At 66.8% G+C, this 16797-nt stretch carries 14 protein-coding genes; 5 read left to right on the top strand and 9 right to left on the bottom strand.

Going from position 1 to position 16797, the window contains the following annotated elements; all coding sequences use genetic code 11:
• From I71_RS12075 to I71_RS39675, 5 genes are all read right to left on the bottom strand, one after another.
• The coding region (locus tag I71_RS12075; protein ID WP_042695100.1) for an AAA family ATPase at nucleotides 1–1667 on the bottom strand (1667 nt) is incomplete at its 3' end.
• Between the two features lie 8 nt (nucleotides 1668–1675).
• The gene (gene clpS / locus I71_RS12070) at nucleotides 1676–2002 is read right to left on the bottom strand and encodes an ATP-dependent Clp protease adapter ClpS (protein WP_014246998.1); all 327 of its coding nucleotides are present in this window, start codon (nucleotides 2000–2002) and stop codon (nucleotides 1676–1678) included.
• Nucleotides 2003–2343: 341 nt separating this feature from the next.
• Complete coding sequence (locus tag I71_RS12065; protein ID WP_042695099.1) at nucleotides 2344–2823, bottom strand: phasin family protein; 480 nt, start codon at nucleotides 2821–2823, stop codon at nucleotides 2344–2346.
• 333 nt (nucleotides 2824–3156) lie between these two features.
• Nucleotides 3157–3417 carry a phasin family protein gene (locus I71_RS39680; protein ID WP_244433782.1) on the bottom strand — a complete coding sequence of 87 codons (261 nt, stop codon included), beginning with the start codon at nucleotides 3415–3417 and terminating at the stop codon, nucleotides 3157–3159.
• Entirely contained in the window at nucleotides 3345–3668 is a 324-nt protein-coding gene (locus I71_RS39675) for a hypothetical protein (RefSeq protein WP_244433781.1), read from the bottom strand. The genes I71_RS39680 and I71_RS39675 overlap by 73 nt, the downstream gene beginning before the upstream one ends.
• Before the next feature lie 504 nt (nucleotides 3669–4172).
• On the opposite strand from I71_RS39675, the gene I71_RS12055 reads away from it, so the two are divergent.
• Nucleotides 4173–4934, top strand: coding sequence for a peptidase (locus I71_RS12055; RefSeq protein WP_042695098.1), 762 nt, complete (start codon nucleotides 4173–4175; stop codon nucleotides 4932–4934).
• 21 nt (nucleotides 4935–4955) lie between these two features.
• On the opposite strand, the gene I71_RS12050 is transcribed toward I71_RS12055, so the two are convergent.
• Nucleotides 4956–5798 carry a hypothetical protein gene (locus I71_RS12050; protein ID WP_042695097.1) on the bottom strand — a complete coding sequence of 281 codons (843 nt, stop codon included), beginning with the start codon at nucleotides 5796–5798 and terminating at the stop codon, nucleotides 4956–4958.
• Between the two features lie 387 nt (nucleotides 5799–6185).
• Here I71_RS12050 and I71_RS12045 point away from each other — a divergent pair, with 387 nt between their 5' ends.
• The gene (locus I71_RS12045) at nucleotides 6186–7451 is read left to right on the top strand and encodes a D-alanyl-D-alanine carboxypeptidase (protein ID WP_049976066.1); all 1266 of its coding nucleotides are present in this window, start codon (nucleotides 6186–6188) and stop codon (nucleotides 7449–7451) included.
• Nucleotides 7452–7507: 56 nt separating this feature from the next.
• Here I71_RS12045 and I71_RS12040 read toward each other — a convergent pair whose 3' ends face one another.
• From I71_RS12040 to I71_RS12030, 3 genes are all read right to left on the bottom strand, one after another.
• Nucleotides 7508–8275 carry a response regulator gene (locus I71_RS12040; protein ID WP_042695096.1) on the bottom strand — a complete coding sequence of 256 codons (768 nt, stop codon included), beginning with the start codon at nucleotides 8273–8275 and terminating at the stop codon, nucleotides 7508–7510.
• A gap of 84 nt (nucleotides 8276–8359) precedes the next feature.
• A complete protein-coding gene (locus I71_RS12035) occupies nucleotides 8360–8905 on the bottom strand; it encodes an MmcB family DNA repair protein (protein ID WP_083897120.1) in 546 nt (181 codons plus the stop codon).
• 100 nt (nucleotides 8906–9005) lie between these two features.
• Complete coding sequence (locus tag I71_RS12030) at nucleotides 9006–10499, bottom strand: PAS domain-containing sensor histidine kinase (RefSeq protein ID WP_244433780.1); 1494 nt, start codon at nucleotides 10497–10499, stop codon at nucleotides 9006–9008.
• Between the two features lie 376 nt (nucleotides 10500–10875).
• Here I71_RS12030 and I71_RS12025 point away from each other — a divergent pair, with 376 nt between their 5' ends.
• From I71_RS12025 to I71_RS12015, 3 genes are all read left to right on the top strand, one after another.
• Nucleotides 10876–12435 (top strand): hybrid sensor histidine kinase/response regulator, encoded by a 1560-nt coding sequence (locus I71_RS12025; protein ID WP_042695095.1) that lies wholly within the window; start codon nucleotides 10876–10878, stop codon nucleotides 12433–12435.
• A 302-nt stretch (nucleotides 12436–12737) separates the two neighbouring features.
• Nucleotides 12738–15005, top strand: a complete 2268-nt coding sequence (locus tag I71_RS12020; RefSeq protein ID WP_042695094.1) for an ATP-binding protein — start codon at nucleotides 12738–12740, stop codon at nucleotides 15003–15005.
• A gap of 565 nt (nucleotides 15006–15570) precedes the next feature.
• The coding region (locus I71_RS12015) for a bifunctional enoyl-CoA hydratase/phosphate acetyltransferase (RefSeq protein WP_042695101.1) at nucleotides 15571–16797 on the top strand (1227 nt) is incomplete at its 3' end.

The raw sequence follows: 16797 nt of genomic DNA, 5'->3' as shown, positions 1-16797 counted from the left end.
GCGTCGGTCAGCATGCCGCCCTGGTCGAAGCCGACATAGCCCGGCGGGGCACCGATCAGGCGCGACACCGTGTGCCGCTCCATGTATTCGGACATGTCGAAGCGGGTCAGCTCGATGCCCAGCGTCATGGCGAGCTGGCGGGCCACCTCGGTCTTGCCGACACCGGTCGGGCCGGTGAACAGGTAGTTGCCGATGGGCTTCTCCGGCTCGCGCAGGCCGGCACGGGCCAGCTTGATCGCGGAGACCAGCGCGTCGATCGCCTTGTTCTGGCCGAAGACCATGGTCTTCAGGTCGCGTTCCAGGTTCAGCAGCGTTTCCTTGTCGTCGCGGCTGACCGACTTCGGCGGGATGCGGGCGATCTTGGCGACCACCGCCTCCACGTCCTTCACGCCGATCTTCTTGCGGCGCTTGTTCTCCGGCAGCAGCATCTGCGCCGCACCGACCTCGTCGATGATGTCGATGGCCTTGTCGGGCAGCTTGCGGTCGCCGATGTACTTGGCCGACAGCTCCACCGCGACGCGGATGGCGTCGTTGGTGTAGGTGACCTTGTGGTGCTTCTCGTAATAGGGCTTCAGGCCCTGCAGGATCTTGATCGCATCCTCGACCGACGGCTCGTTGACGTCGATCTTCTGGAAGCGGCGGACCAGCGCCCGGTCCTTCTCGAAGTAGCTGCGGTATTCCTTGTAGGTCGTCGAGCCGATGCAGCGCAGCGCACCGGACGCCAGCGCCGGCTTCAGCAGGTTCGAGGCATCCATCGCCCCGCCCGAGGTCGCGCCGGCGCCGATCACCGTGTGGATCTCGTCGATGAAGAGGATGGCCCCCTCCGTCGCCTCAAGCTCCGACACGACGGCCTTCAGCCGCTCCTCGAAGTCGCCGCGATAGCGCGTGCCGGCCAGCAGCGAGCCCATGTCGAGCGCGAAGATGGTGGCGTTGCGCAACACCTCCGGCACTTCCTGCTGGACGATGCGGCGGGCCAGGCCCTCGGCGATGGCGGTCTTGCCGACACCGGGGTCGCCGACATAGAGCGGGTTGTTCTTCGACCGCCGGCACAGGATCTGGATGGTCCGTTCGACCTCCTGCTCCCGGCCGATCAGCGGATCGATCTTCCCGCCCGACGCCTTCTTGTTCAGGTTGACACAATACGCCTCTAGCGCTTCGCTGCCTTTTTTCACGACCTTCTCCGCCGCCGCCTCGTCGTCAGCGCCCGAGACACGCTTTGTTTCCGAGCGGCCCGGAGCCTTCGCGATTCCGTGAGAGATGTAGTTGACCGCATCGAACCGGGTCATTTCCTGCTCCTGCAGGAAGTAAACCGCGTGGCTCTCGCGTTCAGAGAACAAGGCAACGAGCACATTTGCTCCCGTCACCTCCTCACGTCCGGACGACTGGACGTGGATGGCCGCACGCTGCAGAACCCGCTGGAAACCAGCCGTCGGCTTGGCGTCATCGGGCCTGTTCGTGATAAGGTTCGCCAGTTCATTGTCGAGGTAATCCGACAGTTCGGCGCGCAGTCGGTCGAGATCGATCCCGCAAGCGCGCAAGACGGCGGTAGCATCGGAGTCTTCGGTCAACGCGAGAAGCAGATGTTCGAGCGTCGCGTATTCATGCCTGCGCTCGTTCGCGTGGGCCAGGGCTCGGTGCAGCGTCTGTTCCAGGTTACGCGACAGCATGTGTGGGTCTAATCCTTTTCTAACGTGCATTGCAGCGGATGCTGGTTCTGGCGCGCAAAGTCCATCACCTGCGTGACTTTCGTCTCCGCCACCTCGTAAGTGAACACGCCGCACAACCCCACACCCCGCCGGTGCACATGCAGCATGATCTGGGTCGCTTCCTCGCGCGATTTGCTGAAGAAGCGTTCGAGAACGAGAACGACGAACTCCATGGGAGTGTAATCGTCGTTCAACATCAACACCTTGTACATCGACGGCTTTTTGGTCTTCGGTTTGGCCTTTACGACCACGCCGCTGTTCGTGCCGTCGTTGCCCTGCTTGTCAGAGTCGGCCATGGTCCCAGTCGAATGTCATCGCGATGCACGGTCACTGGGAATGATATGGTCATTTCGGGCGCGCTGGGAAGGGGCCGTTTTCACTCTCCCTCCATTTGGCAGACCCTCCTTTGGTCCAATCGGCCTTCCGCCACCACGAAATAGGAGACACCCCTTCCGGACGGACTGCAACCGGCGGGAAACCCTAGTCCTTTCCGGACCTTCGCCAAGGCGCCGCCGGGATCGGGCTATTTGCCAACGCAAAGCGGCCCGGCACCCCTATCCGGGATGCCGGGCCGCGATATGGTCCGTCAGATGGGCACAGGATGCCCGCCAGTCAAGAAAGGCTGTGGTTCAGCCGATCAGGCGGCGACCGGCTTCTTCGACAGAACCTCGACCGTGGCGTTGACGCGGGCGCTCAAGGGAGCCAACGCCTCGTTGGCGATCTTGACGGTCAGCTCCTGCAGCTTGGTGCTTTCCGACACCAGCGCGTCGAGGCTGGCCTTGGCGTAGGCATTCTGCAGCTCGACCAGTTCCTGGATGGTCTTCACCGCCAGCAGGGCCTTGGCGTTCGACACGCTCTTCTCCAGCGACGACTGGGTGAAGGCGGCGACCTGCTTGCCGGCCACTTCGGCGCCCTTGGCGACCACGGTGCCGGACTTCACGAGCGCATCGACATTCTCCTTGGTGAGAACGGTCAGCTCGTCATAGCTCTTCAGCACCTGGGAAGAGGCCTTCTCCATCTGTTCCTGCTGGGCCTTCACCAGACCCTGCAGGTTCTGCTTGGCGGTGGCGATGGCGTCTTCGACGGACTTGGTGACGGCGGCGATCTGGTCGGACATGGCTATGCTCCTCGCGCTCTCTTCAGGGGTCAACCGCGCGGCCCCGACGATGCGGCGACCGGGTGCGGAGTGGGTTGAAACCCTCGGACCCCGTCAGGGCGGGCGCCCGAGTTATGTTGCACTGCAACATAAGCAGAAGATAAGGAAGGCGGCGCCGGGAGTCAACGGGAATTGTGCAATGCACAAAAATCTGGACGTTGAAGTTCCCTGCGAAACGACGCCTACCGGCCGACGCAAGACGGCCCGGCAACCGCGTGGAGGTTGCCGGGCCGTCTTGCGGTGCCGGGGGTCATGGCTGAACCCCGGCTGTCCGGGAGGCTTCGATCTGGCCGATCAGGCGGCGAGCGGCTTGGAGAAGGTCTCCACCGTCGCGGTGACGCGGGCGTTCAAAGGGGCCAGCGCCTCGTTGGTGACCTTGGTGGTCAGCTCCTGAAGGCGGCTGGTCTCGGCCAGCATCGAGTCGAAGCTGGACTTCAAGAAGTCGTTCTGCAGCTCCACCACTTCCTGGATGGACTTGGCGGTCAGCAGGGCCTTGCCGGTGGTGATCGACTTGTCCAGCGCCGACTGGCCATAGGCGACGACCTCGCGGCCCAGATCCTCGGCGCCCTTGGCGGCGATGTGCTGCTGGCGATCAGCGCTTCGACATTGGCCTTGCCGGTGGCCTGCAGGTCCTCGTAGCTCTTGAGCAGCTGGGCGGCAGTCTTCTCGAACTGCTCCTTGGCGGCCGTGGCGGTCTGCTCGAACTGCTTGACGGTCTGCTCCTGACCGGCCTTCACCAGACCTTCATACTGCTCCTTGGCCTGGGCGGCGACGTTTTCGAGCGACTTCGGCGTGAACTGGTTCATGGCGTGCGTTCCTTCCTGGCTGATGCCGGCGTTTGAAGGGTGAGCCCGGCCGCCGCGAAGCGTGGCGCGGAGCCTGCCGGCAGCGGTTTGCGTTGGTTTTTTACGTTGTGCCGCCGTTGGCGCAGATCTCGCGGATGCCGCAGGTCTGCGTCTTCAATGCTGCACTGCAATATAAGGATTTTATGGGCTAAGCAGAGGGCGGTGTCAACTGTCCGTTCGGCAAGTGCCCGGCTAATCCGGAGGCGGCGACCGCCACCGCTTTCGCTTGGGGGCTGGCGCCGCGTCGTCGCCGACCATGGCGACGGAAGCCCTGGATCCATCGGTAAGCCGTTGAAGGCGGATGGCCTTAATGCAGACGGCCTTAACGAAGGCTTTACCAGCGCTGCGAGAAGTGTAGCGTGGCCGCGGGCGGGATTCGCCTCGGCCAATGGTCAGGTGCGGCGCTTGGACGCGGCGTGCCGGGCCTTCCGCTCCTCAGGCCGCATATTCGGGACCATTTCGATCATGACCTATTGCCTTGGCATCAAGACCCGCGACGGCCTGATCGGTCTGTCGGACGGCCGGATCACCAGCGGATCGCAGCTTTCCTCGGCCCGAAAGGTGACGATGATGGGCAGCGGCGGCGACCGCTTCTTCATCATGAACTCCGGGCTGCGCAGCGTGCGCGACAAGACCCTGGCCTATCTGCGCCGCGACATGCAGAAGCGCCGGGGCGAATCCTATCAGACCATGCTGGACGCGGTGTCGGCCTTCACCACCTGCCTGCGGCAGGTCGCTGCCGAGGACAAGGAGTCGCTGGAGGCGTCGAAGCTGCACTTCAACCTGCATGCCATCATCGGCGGCCAGCTGGCCGAAGACCGAGAACCCTACATGTTCCTGGTCTATCCGGAGGGCAACTGGATCGAGGTGGACGAGCGTACGCCCTACCTGTCGATCGGCGCCACTGCGTACGGCAAGCCGATCCTCGACCGCGCGCTGACCTACGGCACCGACATGCAGACGGCGCTGAAGCTGGCCTACCTGTCCTTCGACAGCACCCGCTTCTCCAGCAACGATGTCGGCTTCCCCATCGACATGGTGTCCTACCACGCCGACTCGCGCAGCTGGCGCCAGTCGAACTACGACTATGACGATCTCGGCGAACAGCGGCAGTGGTGGAACCGCAACCTGACGGAACTGGCCCGCCGCATGCCGGACGGCCCCTGGGTCGAAACGCTGGTGCCGGAAGACATGCGTCCGCGACGGGTCGCGGAAGAGACGGCCTGACCGTCACTCCCGACCACCGCCTCAGTTTCCCGGAAGGGCGCTCAGCAGCAGCGCCCCGAAGGGGGCGGTCGGGCCGACCAGTCCATAATGGCCCAGCCCGTCAGGCCCGATCTGGATCTCGAAAAACACGCCGCCATCCGCCAGCTGGCCGGATGAGGGCAGGCTGCGCGGCGCCTCGTCGGGGGCCGGCAGGCCGGGATAGGCGACGCCCGTCGGATCGATGTCGCGCAGTAGCTCCGGGAAACGGGCATCGCTGAAGCGGTCGGACGGATAGGGAAAGGCGGTGAAGAACCACTGTCCGGCCCGGCAACCGTTGATCAACCAGTAGAAGCCGTTGGACGGCAACCGCAGCCCCTGGGGCGGCGGATCGAACGCCCCGTCGTCGCGCAGGCGGCCGACGAAGCTGTCGAGCTGCGCGGCGCTCAGCTGCAGGGTCGCCGTGCGTCCGCGCGCGGGGGAGAAGGGATCGCTCAGCGTGATGCGGGCGAGGTCCGTCGCCTCGATCACATGCGCCTCGATCGCCGCGCCGCCGAGCTTCGGGTCGCCGACGATGTCATAGGTGCGGACATGCCGGTTGTAGTCGGCGTTGAAGATCAGGCGGTAGCGGTCGGTGCCGTCCTTGCCGCAGCGCGACCGCAGATCGTCGCCGTTGAGATAGCTGAACCAGGTCAGCTTCCGCGCCACGGGATTGTCGGTCGGCCCGATCGAACCGCAGCCGGCGAGCGCCAGCAGCGAAGCGGCCATCGCCACCCTGAGCACCGCGGCGGCGGCAGTGCGGGCGATGCCACGGCGGATGCCCCCGCGGACGGGCGGGGGGCTGGAAATAAAGGGGGCGGAAACAGTTCTTCGATAACCACGGCTCATTGTCGCTTGCCTCGCGTCGGCGGCCCCTGGTAGGTGGAGGATGAAGGGCGGGACGGCAAGACCCGGCACCTCGGCTTCGGCCTGTCGGAGGGCGCCGGTAATCCGTTTGCCCTGCCGCAACCCTTCCGCCGTGCCGCTCCCGCCACTCCTTTCCCTTTTTGAAGCAGGACCCGCGATTTTGGTCACAGAATCTGCGAAAAGCCAAAGCAGTAAATTAACGAATTCATGCTAGACACTGATTTCGCACGAATTTACCATTGAACCAAGCACCAGGATCTAGCGGTTGGCGGGGCCATCATGAGTGTAACGCGCAACACCGTTCGTAGCGGATTGTTTCCGTTCGCCTTTCGGGCGGCGGACACCTCCGGTGAACGGAGTTCGGCGGGTGTGGGGCGCCATCTGCTCGCGGCTGCCGCGCTGCTGGGCATGGTCGCTCTCGGATCCGGCCTGTCCGCGGCCGAAGCGCTGGCGGCCAAGGCCGCGGCCATCGTCGTCGACGCCCGCACCGGGCAGGTGCTGATCGACCAGGACGCCGACGCGATCACCCATCCGGCGTCGCTCACCAAGATGATGACGCTCTACCTGACCTTCGACGCGCTGGAGGACGGTCGGCTGACCCTCGACCAGCAGCTGCCGGTCTCGTCCTGGGCGGAGAGCATGTCGCCGACCAAGCTGGGCCTGCGCGCCGGGCAGACGCTGAAGGTGGAGACGGCGATCCTTGGTCTTGTCACCAAATCGGCCAACGATGCCGCCGTGGTCCTGGCGGAAGCGCTGGGCGGCACCGAGTCGCGCTTTGCCGAGATGATGACGCGCAAGGCCCGCGAACTGGGCATGCGCCACACCGTCTACCGCAACGCCTCCGGCCTGCCGAACATGGAGCAGGTGACCACCGCCCGCGACTACGCGGCGCTGTCCCGCGCACTGATGCGCGATCATGCCAAGTATTATCCCTATTTCAGCCGCCGCAACTTCGTCTATGGCGGCCGCACCCTGGCCAACCACAACCATCTGATGTCCCGTTACGAGGGCATGGACGGGATCAAGACCGGCTACACCGTCGCATCCGGCTTCAACCTGGCCGCGTCCGCGGTGCGCGATGGGCGGCGTCTGGTCGGTGTGGTGCTGGGCGGCAAGTCGGCGGTGTCGCGCGACAACAGGATGGCGGCGCTGCTCGACCAGGCCTTTGGCCGGCCCAACCGTGGCCGTGACGATGCGCCTGTGATGGCGAGCCTCGACACCACGCGCTCCGACGCCATCGATGGCGAAGGGGATGACGATGACGACGAGCCGGAGGTGAAGGCCAAGCCGGTCCGCGCCTCCCTGCAGACGGCGGCGGTTCCGGCGGCGATCCCGGCCGCACCGGCTCGGGAAGAGAAGCCTGCCCGCGGCGGCAGCTCCTCGCACTGGGGGGTCCAGGTCGGCGCCTTCTCCAGCAAGGCCGCCGGCAACAAGGCGGTGTCCCAGGCCGTCAAGCAGGCGCCCTTCCTGCTCCGGACGGCCAAGGCCAGCGTGGTGGAGGCGAAGGCCGGCAAGGAAACCGTCTATCGCGCCCGCCTGACCGGCCTGGACGAGAAGGACGCCCGCAAGGCCTGCGCCGTCCTGACCAAACACGGCCACCATTGCGTCGCCGTCTCGCCCGGCGAGCGGAGCTGACCGGACACGGCTGATCGAACGGAGCCGGCGGCCGGGGAGTCTGTTCCCGTGCCGCCCTATCCCCGCGCCGCCGCGGCGCACCGATCCAGGAAGTCCAGCGCCGGTCCCAGCCTGCCGGCAAGCTCATTGGCGCACCGACCCGGATCGGCGCCCGGCCGCTCAAGCTCCGCTTCCAGAGAGCGTGCGGCCCGCCGCAGGGCAAGGCAGCCATATTGACCCGACACGCCGGCGATCTTGTGGGCCATCGCCCCGGCGGTCGCCCGGTCTCCGGCCTGCAGCGCCTCGGTCAGCGTCTGTCCGTGCTGGCGCAGCACCGCGGCCGTCCTGTCGATCAGTTCGGCGGCGCGGGCGGCGGGCAGCATCTCGCGCATCGTCCGGATCGAACCTTCATCGAAGGCCGGTTCCGCCATCGCTTCGGCTGTCGCTTCAGCCTGGGTTCTCCCACCATGCAGTGCGGCTGACAGGGCGTCCAGCCGCAGCGGCTTGGTCAGCATGCCGTCGGCGCCGCAGCCGGCGCAGCGGTCGTGAGCCTGTGTGGTGGCGCTGGCAGTCAGCATCAGGATGCGCGTGGTGGCGCCGTTGGGGTGACGGCGGATGAGGCGCACCGCCTCGTCCCCCGTCAGGCCGGGCAGGCCGAGGTCCATGAGAATCACGTCGAAGGCGTGGTCGGCTGCCGCCGCGACGGCGGCCGGGCCATCCTCCACCGCCATCACCCGGTGGCCGGCACGTTCCAGCAGGACGCGGGCGGCAAGTCGGGTGACCGTCTCGTCCTCCGCCAGCAGAATGTGCAACGGGGGCGTTGTGTCCGTCTGGTCCGCCGGCATGCCGGTCCACCCTTCCCGGTTGATCTGGACCGGCAGTCTATCCGGTTCCGGGCCGGGTTGCATCCATGCGGACGGGCGGGCGGTTCACACGGTTGGCGAGGCCTGGGTGAACATCGGATCCTCGATCCGGTGCAGGCGCCCGGCGCCGGTGATCGCGGCGCGCAGCAGCAGAGTTTTGCGACGGGCGGCGGCCAGCTTGGCGACCGGTGCCTCGCGCAGAATCTCGGCGCCATAAGCGTCGGCGACCATCAGCCCGCAATCCTCCGGGATCAATTCGGTCGGGAATCCGTCATCCACGGCGAAATAGAAGGCATCGCACCAGTCGCGATACTCCTGCCATTTCTGGTCGGAGCGGAAATCGGCCACGCCGCTCTTCACTTCGACGATCAGGATGCCGCCGGCATCGTCGATGGCGAGCACATCCGCCCGCCGGCCGCTCGCCAGCCGGAATTCGGTGAGGGTGGCATAGCCCCGCGTCGCCAGCGCCCGCCGGACGCCACGGAAGATCGGCGGTGCTCCCCCGGCCGGAAGGCCGGGCGGTCCAATGACAACCGGAAGGCCGGGCGGTTCAACGACAGCCGGAAGGCTGGGCCCGCTTTCGGTTGCTGGAACGGCGATGTCGTTGCTCATGGCGCGGTGCCACCGTCAAAACAGGAACGTGTAGGGAACGTATTCCCCACAATGACCGGTCGGGGCCTTGTCGCCAAGGGGCAAAGATGGGCGGTGCCGGTCAACGCGGCAGGATGACCGGGGGGAGGGGGGCCGGGCGGCAGCGGTCGCGCGGCAGGCTGCGCTCAGCGGGGAAGATCAGCACGACGGCGGTGCCGACGCCGGGCTGGCTGGTCAGTTCCAGCCGTCCGCCATGCATCTCCACCAGCCGCTTGACGATCGGCAGCCCGAGCCCGGTCCCGCGGGAGTTGCGGGCGATGCTGGAATCCTGCTGCTCGAACGGGGCGAGGATGCGGGGGAGTTCCGCGGTGGCGATCCCGACGCCGGTGTCCGCCACCATCAGCCCGATCGCTCCATCGGGCATCTGGTGGGCGGTCAGCACCACTTCGCCACCGGGGCGGGTGTGGGTGACCGCGTTGGACAGCAGGTTGGTCAGCATCTGGGTCAGCGCCGAGGCGTCGCCCTGCAGCAGTGGCAGGTTGGCCGGAACCTCGCGACGCACATGGACGTCACCCTCCTTGGCCACCTCCTGCAGGGCAGAGACGACCCGCAATGACAGGCTGTCCAGATCCACCCCCTCCTCGGCCATCGGTATGCCGCCGCCTTCCAGGCGGGACAGTTCCAGGATGTCGTCGATCAGCGCCAGAAGATGGGTTCCCGCATCGCGGATGTCGCTGGCATAGCTGCGGTAGCGCGGATTGCCCAGCGGCCCGAGCGCTTCCGACAGCAGCATCTCCGAAAAGCCCAGGACCGCATTCAGTGGTGTGCGCAGTTCGTGGCTCATCTGGGCCAGGAATGCGCTTTTGGCGCGGCTGGCGCTTTCCGCCTCGACGCGGGCGGCGCGAGCCTCCGCCTCGCGGATGCGCAGCCGCTCCTCGTTCAGCTTCAGCGTGGTGACGTCGGTGTAGTGGACGAGCACCCCTCCCGGCACCGCATGGTCGCGGCTGAGAAGCCAGCGCCCGTCGGCCAGCGGCACCACCACCGGCGGCTCCAAGCGGCGATGCCGCTCCAGCCGCGCAGCCATCCAGGACCCGCGCGCCTCATCCGTGGTCAGACGCGGATCGGTCAGGGCGAAGCAGCGGACCAGTTCCTCGAACGGCACGCCCGGAACCAGCCGGTCGGCCAGATCGGGCAAATCCCGCTTCAGTCGGCTGTTGGCATGGACCAGCCGGTCCTCATGGTCGAACAGGGCGAAGCTCTCGCCGCTGTGCTCCAGCGCCGCAGTCAGGCTTTCAGCCAATGCGCCTGCCTCTGCCGGCGCTTCGGGGCCGAGATCGGTCAGCACCGCGCATACCCCGTCGGGGGCCGGCCCCGCAACCACCCGCCAGCGCACCCGTGTCGCGCCCCGCCTTGCCGGAATGGTGCGTTCGACGGGACCGTTCACGGCATCGGTCAGCGCAGAGAACAGTCCGGGGCAGTCGGCTTCGGTGCCGCCACCGCGCAGCCGCCGGCCGACCAGCGGTGCAGCCCCCAGCAGCCGCTCCGCCGCCGGATTGGCCGACCGCCATTCCAGATCGGTCAAAGTGCCGGCGCCATCACGATGGGCTTTGAGCACGGCGACGGCGTCCGGAAGTTGCAGTAAGGCGAGCAGCAGCGGATCCGCAGACGGGAAAACCCCCGTCACGGCCCGGTCGCCACCGGCATCGGCGCAAGTCTGCGTGTCGCAATCCATCCGATCATAATTGCCGCCTATTCCTAATAAACGCTGAAGGCCAAGCTTCGATTAAGACCGAATCCTCTGCGAATTGTAACGTATCCGATGACACTTTCATCGAGTGTTCGGCATTTACAGAAAAGGCAACGAAAGGTTTGATTGTCAGGGTCGTTATGATCTTCACGTTCCATCTGCCCAATGGCGGGCTTTGCAACAGGCCATGCCTTCCATAGTGTGGGTCCGATCGGGATATGAGGCTTGGGATGCAGGTGCGATCGTGAACGGCAGCCACGACGCCGCCGGCGGCGCGGAGCCGGCCCTCCTGGTGTTCGGGGCCGATGGGCGGCTTGCCGACTGGACCCCTGCGGCGGCCGCCTTGCCATGGCTGGCCGATCGCCTGACCGCCGGGCTGCCGGCCGAGAGGGTGGCGGCACTGCTGTCCTCCGGCCCGGGATCCGGTGCCCTGCCTGACTGCAAGGAATTGCGGCTTGCCGGCGGTGGCATGGTGTGGCGGTTCGACGGTCCTGCGATGTCCTCCGCCGGTGGCGGCGCGCCTGTGGCACTGCAGATGCGCGATCCGGCCGGCCGTCTTTTCGCGGCGGCGAGCCATGACCTGCGCCAGCCCCTGGCGGCCCTGTCCCTGTTGATCGGCACGCTGGACGGCCGGCTTGCCGCCAGACCGGAGGATGGACGCCTCGGCGGCCCACGCGGTGGAATCGGGGGCGGAATCGGGGGCGGGAATCAGGAGAGGGCGCGGGACGGACGCGATCTGCTGCATTCAATGGCCCAGGCCGTGGAGTCGATGCGCGGCATGGTCGACGGCCATTTCGACCTCGTCCGCCTGGAAAGCGGCCTGATCGAACCGGACATTCGCTCCCACGCGGTGAACGGGGTGCTGATGCGCCTCACGCTGGAGGTGGCACCGCGCTTCGCCGGCCGCGGGTTGCGCTTCACCGTGATGCCCTGCTCGGCCATGGTGCGGACCGATTCCGCGCTGTTGGAACGCCTGCTGCACGGCCTGGTCGCCAACGCCCTGCGCGGCACGGTTCGGGGGCGCGTGCTGCTCGGCTGCCGCCAGCGCGGCGACCACCTGCGCATCGAAGTCTGGGACAGCGGCCGCGGTCTGTCGCCGCAACGGCTGGAGGCGTTGCGGATGGAGCTGGACAAGCCGGCCGGGGAGGGGGCGGGGACACTGGGGCTGGATCTGACCCTGGTGCGCGGCCTCGCCCGTAAGCTCGGCCTTGGTCTGGAGGTCTGTGCGGAGGAGGGGCGTGGCACCGCCTTCGCCGTGCTGGTCCCGCTCTCGGTCGAGAGTGCTGCGGAGCGGACGGAGGCGGGCGGACAGACCGGGGGGGCCGGGGATCCAGCGGCTGCCGCTCCCCTATCCGGCCCTCCGTCTGCGGCAAGGTCCGTTACTGCGTCGTCGGCGGCGTCCGGCGGCGGCTCTGCCGACATCGGCCGCACCCGCATCCTGGTGATCGAGGACGATCCGATGGTGCTGGCGGCGCTGGAGGCGCTGCTGGGGCAATGGGGGTGCAGCATCGTCGGCGCCGACTCCTACGACATGGCCGTCGAACGGATCGGACCGGTGCCGGAGCCCTTCGATGTCATCATCTCCGATCTGCGGCTGAAAGGCGCCGCCAACGGCATCGTCGCGATCCGGCAGATCGCCAAGCTGTTCGACCGCCCGGTGCCCGGCATGATCCTGACCGGCGACACCGATCCCAAACGGTTGCGAGAGGCGCGGCTGTCCGGCTATCCGCTGCTGCACAAGCCGGTTGCCCCGCTTGCCCTGCGGGCCGCCGTCGTCCGTCTGCTTGGGCATGATCCTTTTTGATAACAAAGATCGGCGGCTGAACCGGCGTTTGCTGAATGAGTGCACGAAATGTAAAGTGTCGGAACTTTCGTTTTTGCCCTGCAGCAATGTCATTCCTGAAACAGGCTGGGAATGGATGCGGCAAAGTGCGACAGAGTTCAATCGAATATTCCCAGAGCAATAGCCATTGCGATCCTCCAATGGTTAGAAACAACTCCTCCTTTCGTTCAAAGTTGAATTTTTACATACCTTATTATGTCTTCGCTTCGCTATGATCGATTCGAGCACTGGCTGTTCGGGTGGGTTGGGTGGAGGGCGTTCGGATGACCCGGCGGTATCGGAAGGGGGAGGACGCTGCTGCGTTGCCGGTGATCGTCTTCGCCGGCCTGTTCCTGTCGTTCACTGCCTTTCTGATGATCCGGAGTGCGACCCGCGATGCCGAACTCGCCCTGGCCGACCGTCAGGCCATTCAGCTGCACGATGAACTGAAGTCGGGTTTCGAGGACCGGAGCGTATTGCTGCGTGCCCTCAGCGGTCCATTGGCCGGACCTGCGCCGGTCACCGATGCGAGCTTCGCATCGGCCGCCCAACCGCTGCTGCCGCTCTATCCGAACCTGCACGCCGTCGCCTGGGCGCGCCGGATCGCCGAAGGGGATGTGCCGTTGCTGGAGCGTGCCATGCGTGCGGCGGGCCATAGCACCTTCACCGTCCATGGCGGCGGCGCGGCGGAGCGGGAGTCCGCACTGTCCACCGGGCGTTTCGCGGCCGACCGGTTCGTCAACGTGCTGGCCGAACCGCGGTCCGCGGCTGGACTGATCGGGCTGGATATGGCCGGCCTTCCCGGCCAGCGCGACGTGCTGGTCCGGTCCTGCGCCGCCAACCGCGTCGTGGCTGCCGACGGCGAACCGCTGAAGGCGGAACTGGGCGAAAATTCCGTGCTGATCTATCTGCCGGTCTATTCCCGCGATGTCGATCCGGATGACGGCACGGTCGATGTCGGCGGGCGCACGGTCTGCGATGTGCTGACCGGCTTCCTGTGGACGAGCTTCGACGTCGGGCAGCTGTTGCGCGACGCGGTGCGCCGGGTCGGCCTGACCGTTGGCGACGCCTATCTGCTGGAACCCCCGGTCCGGCCGGATGCCGGTGCGCCGCGGCTGCTTGCCGCCGAGGGGGCGATCGGCCATCCCGGCGAACTGCCACATCCGCCGGTGCGCCCTCTCACCGTGGATCGGCTGACCGGTCCCGAGGCGCCATCCGCCATCGTGCGCGACATCGCCTATGGCGGGCGGGTGTGGCGGCTCTATGTGGTCCCGGAGGCGGCGCAGCTGTTCAGCGCCGACGACCGGCTGGCCTGGACGATGCTGATCGGCGGGCTTCTGCTGACCGCAGGCGTCGCCGCCTATGTCCTGCGCGAAGCCCGGACCAAGCGCCTGCTGCAGACCGAGTCGCGCGCCCGTGCCGCCATGGCCCGTGCCCTGCGCGAAAGCGAGGAGCGGTTCCGGCTGGCGCTGCGCTATTCGAAGGTGACGCTGTTCAGCCAGGACCGGAACATGCGGCATCTGTGGATTTACTGCCCGCACGCCGACCTTCAGCCGGATCGGATGATCAACCTGACCGACGAGGAGCTGTTCCCGGCCGACGAGGCGGCGCGGACGGTTGCCCTCAAGCGGTTGGTGATGGAAAGCGGGACCGGCGCCCGCAGCGAGCTGGAATTGACCTATCACGGCTGCCGCCGGGTGCTCGACCTGTCGGTGGAGCCGATGCGGGACGAGACCGGAGCGGTCTCCGGCGTCATCTGCGCCGCCATCGACGTGACGGAATCGGCCGACATCCGGGAGGCGCTGGCCCGCGCCCATGCCGAGGCGGAGCGGGCCAACCAGGCCAAGAGCCGCTTCCTGGCCGCTGCCAGCCACGACCTGCGCCAGCCTTTCCAGGCGATGAGCCTGTTCCACCACATCCTGATGTCCAAACTGGACGATCCACAACAGGTGGAGGTTGCGAGCAAGCTGGGGGAGGCGCTGATGGCCGGCAACACGCTGCTGTCCACCCTGCTGGACACCTCGGCGCTGGAGGTCGGCAACGTCAAGCCGCGGGTCGTCGATTTCGATGTCCAGGAGATCCTGAGCCGGCTGGAGGTGGAGATCGGCGACCAGGCGATCGACCGCGGGCTTCAGTTGCGGACGGTTCCCTGCTCCGCCCGCGTGCACAGCGATCCGATCCTTCTGGAACGGATGGTCCGCAATCTGCTGGTCAACGCCCTGCGCTACACCAGCGAGGGACGGATCCTGCTGGGGTGCCGGCGCCGGTCCGATCCCAAGGGCGGATTGCGCCTGTCGATCGAGGTGTGGGACACCGGCCCCGGCATCGCCGAGGCGGAGATGACGGCGATCTTCGAGGATTTCTACCGCTGCGGCACCGACCAGCATGACAGCGGCGGCGGGCTTGGCCTGGGGCTGTCCATTGTCCGCCGCATGGCGCAGATGCTGGACCATCCCGTCACCGTGCGCTCGCGGCTGGGGCGCGGAACCGTGTTCGCGATCAGCGTGCCGCTGGTCGAGCAGCACTGCCCCTGCAGCGCTGCGGCGGAGTGAGCCGCGCGTCTTCCCCCAATCCCCCGATCGGATGCTGCGGTGCATAATGATGGCAGTCCTGCCGGCAGGTCCGCTTTTCCTGTCCACGGCCGCGCAAGTTTCTGTTATGCTGCGACCGCTCACTGCGCTGAAAAGAACTCAGTAACCCAGCTGCAACAATGGCTTGGCAACTTTATTGATGTAGGTCATTGGTCCCCTTTGCCACAGGGGCTATTCCTTTCGCATCAACGCACTCCTTGGGAAATCCTTGGAGAGCGAAGGTTCCGCTTCAAAGGAACCCAACAAAAACGGCGTCCGGCCCACCGCCATGGCCTGCCCGGCAAGGGGGCGGCGGAGATGGGAACCGGGCTTGGGAGGATACGGCCTGCCGCCGCGACGGATGCCACCGGCAACGTGGCATCCGGTCCGGTCACCGGCATTCGGGTTTCCGCCCCGGGCGGATCCGTCGGTCGGGCGCCGCGATCCTTTTCAGGAGCATTCTAGTATGGACACCGCCATCGCCGCCTCCTCCGCCGCTCCGGCGGGTCCCGGCGGCATCGTTCCGACCGGCAAGAACGGCAGCCCCATGATCGAAAACATCACGTTCGAGGAAATCCGCGTCGGCCAGCAGGCCAGCCTGTCGCGGCGCCTGACCATGTCCGACATCGAGCTGTTCGCGACGGTGTCCGGCGATCTCAATCCCTCCCATGTGGACGAGGATTACGCCGTCGACCACAAGGTGGTCGGCCACGGCATGTGGTCCGGCTCGCTGATCTCCGCCGTCCTCGGCACCCTGCTGCCCGGTCCCGGCACTGTCTATGTCGGCCAGGATCTGCGGTTCGCGCTGCCGGTGCTGCTGGGCGACATCGTCACCGTCACCGTCACCGCCAAGTCCAAGGATGCCGAGCGCAAGACCGTCGTCTTCGACTGCCTCGCCACCAATCAGGACGGCAAGACCGTCGCCACCGGCGTCGCCGAGGTGATCGCCCCGACGGAAAAGGTCCGCCGGGCCGCCGCGGAGCTGCCGCAGGTGCAGGTGATCCGCCATGACGGCCACGAGCTGATGCTGAAGAACTGCGAGTCGCTGCCGCCGGTGCCGACCGCCGTCGTCCATCCCTGTGACGAAAGCTCGCTGCGCGGCGCCGTCGAGGCCGCCGAGGCCAACCTGATCGACCCGGTGCTGGTCGGTCCGGAAGCCAAGATCCGCTCGGTTGCCGACAGTGTTGGACTGGACATCTCGCGCTACCGGATCGTCGACGTCGCCCACAGCCATGCCTCGGCCGAAACCGGCGTGCGGCTTGCCCGCACCGGCGAGTGCGAGGCGGTGATGAAGGGCAGCCTGCACACCGACGAGTTGATGGGCGAGGTGGTGAAGAAGGAGACCGGGCTGCGCACCGGCCGCCGCCTGAGTCACGTCTTCGTCATGAATGTCCCGACCTACCCGCGGCCGCTGCTGATCACCGACGCGGCGATCAACATCTACCCGACGCTGGAGGACAAGGTCAGCATCGCGCAGAACGCCATCGACCTCGCCAAGGTGCTGGGGGTCGAGGTGCCGCGCGTCGCCATCCTGTCGGCGGTCGAGACCATCAACACCAAGATCGCCTCGACCCTCGAGGCCGCCGCCCTGTGCAAGATGGCCGACCGCGGCCAGATCGTCGGCGGCATCCTCGACGGCCCGCTGGCCTTCGACAACGCCATCAGCCGCGAGGCCGCCATCACCAAGGGCATCAAGTCCGAGGTCGCCGGCCAGGCCGACATCCTGCTGGTTCCCGACCTTGAGGACTCTAGAGGTCCCCGGGACCGGCTGAAT

The organism is Azospirillum sp. B506, assembly GCF_000333595.1.
Classification (GTDB): domain Bacteria; phylum Pseudomonadota; class Alphaproteobacteria; order Azospirillales; family Azospirillaceae; genus Azospirillum.
The sequence above is the reverse complement of the archived record's forward strand: the minus strand, read 5'-3'. Positions and strand labels throughout refer to the sequence as shown.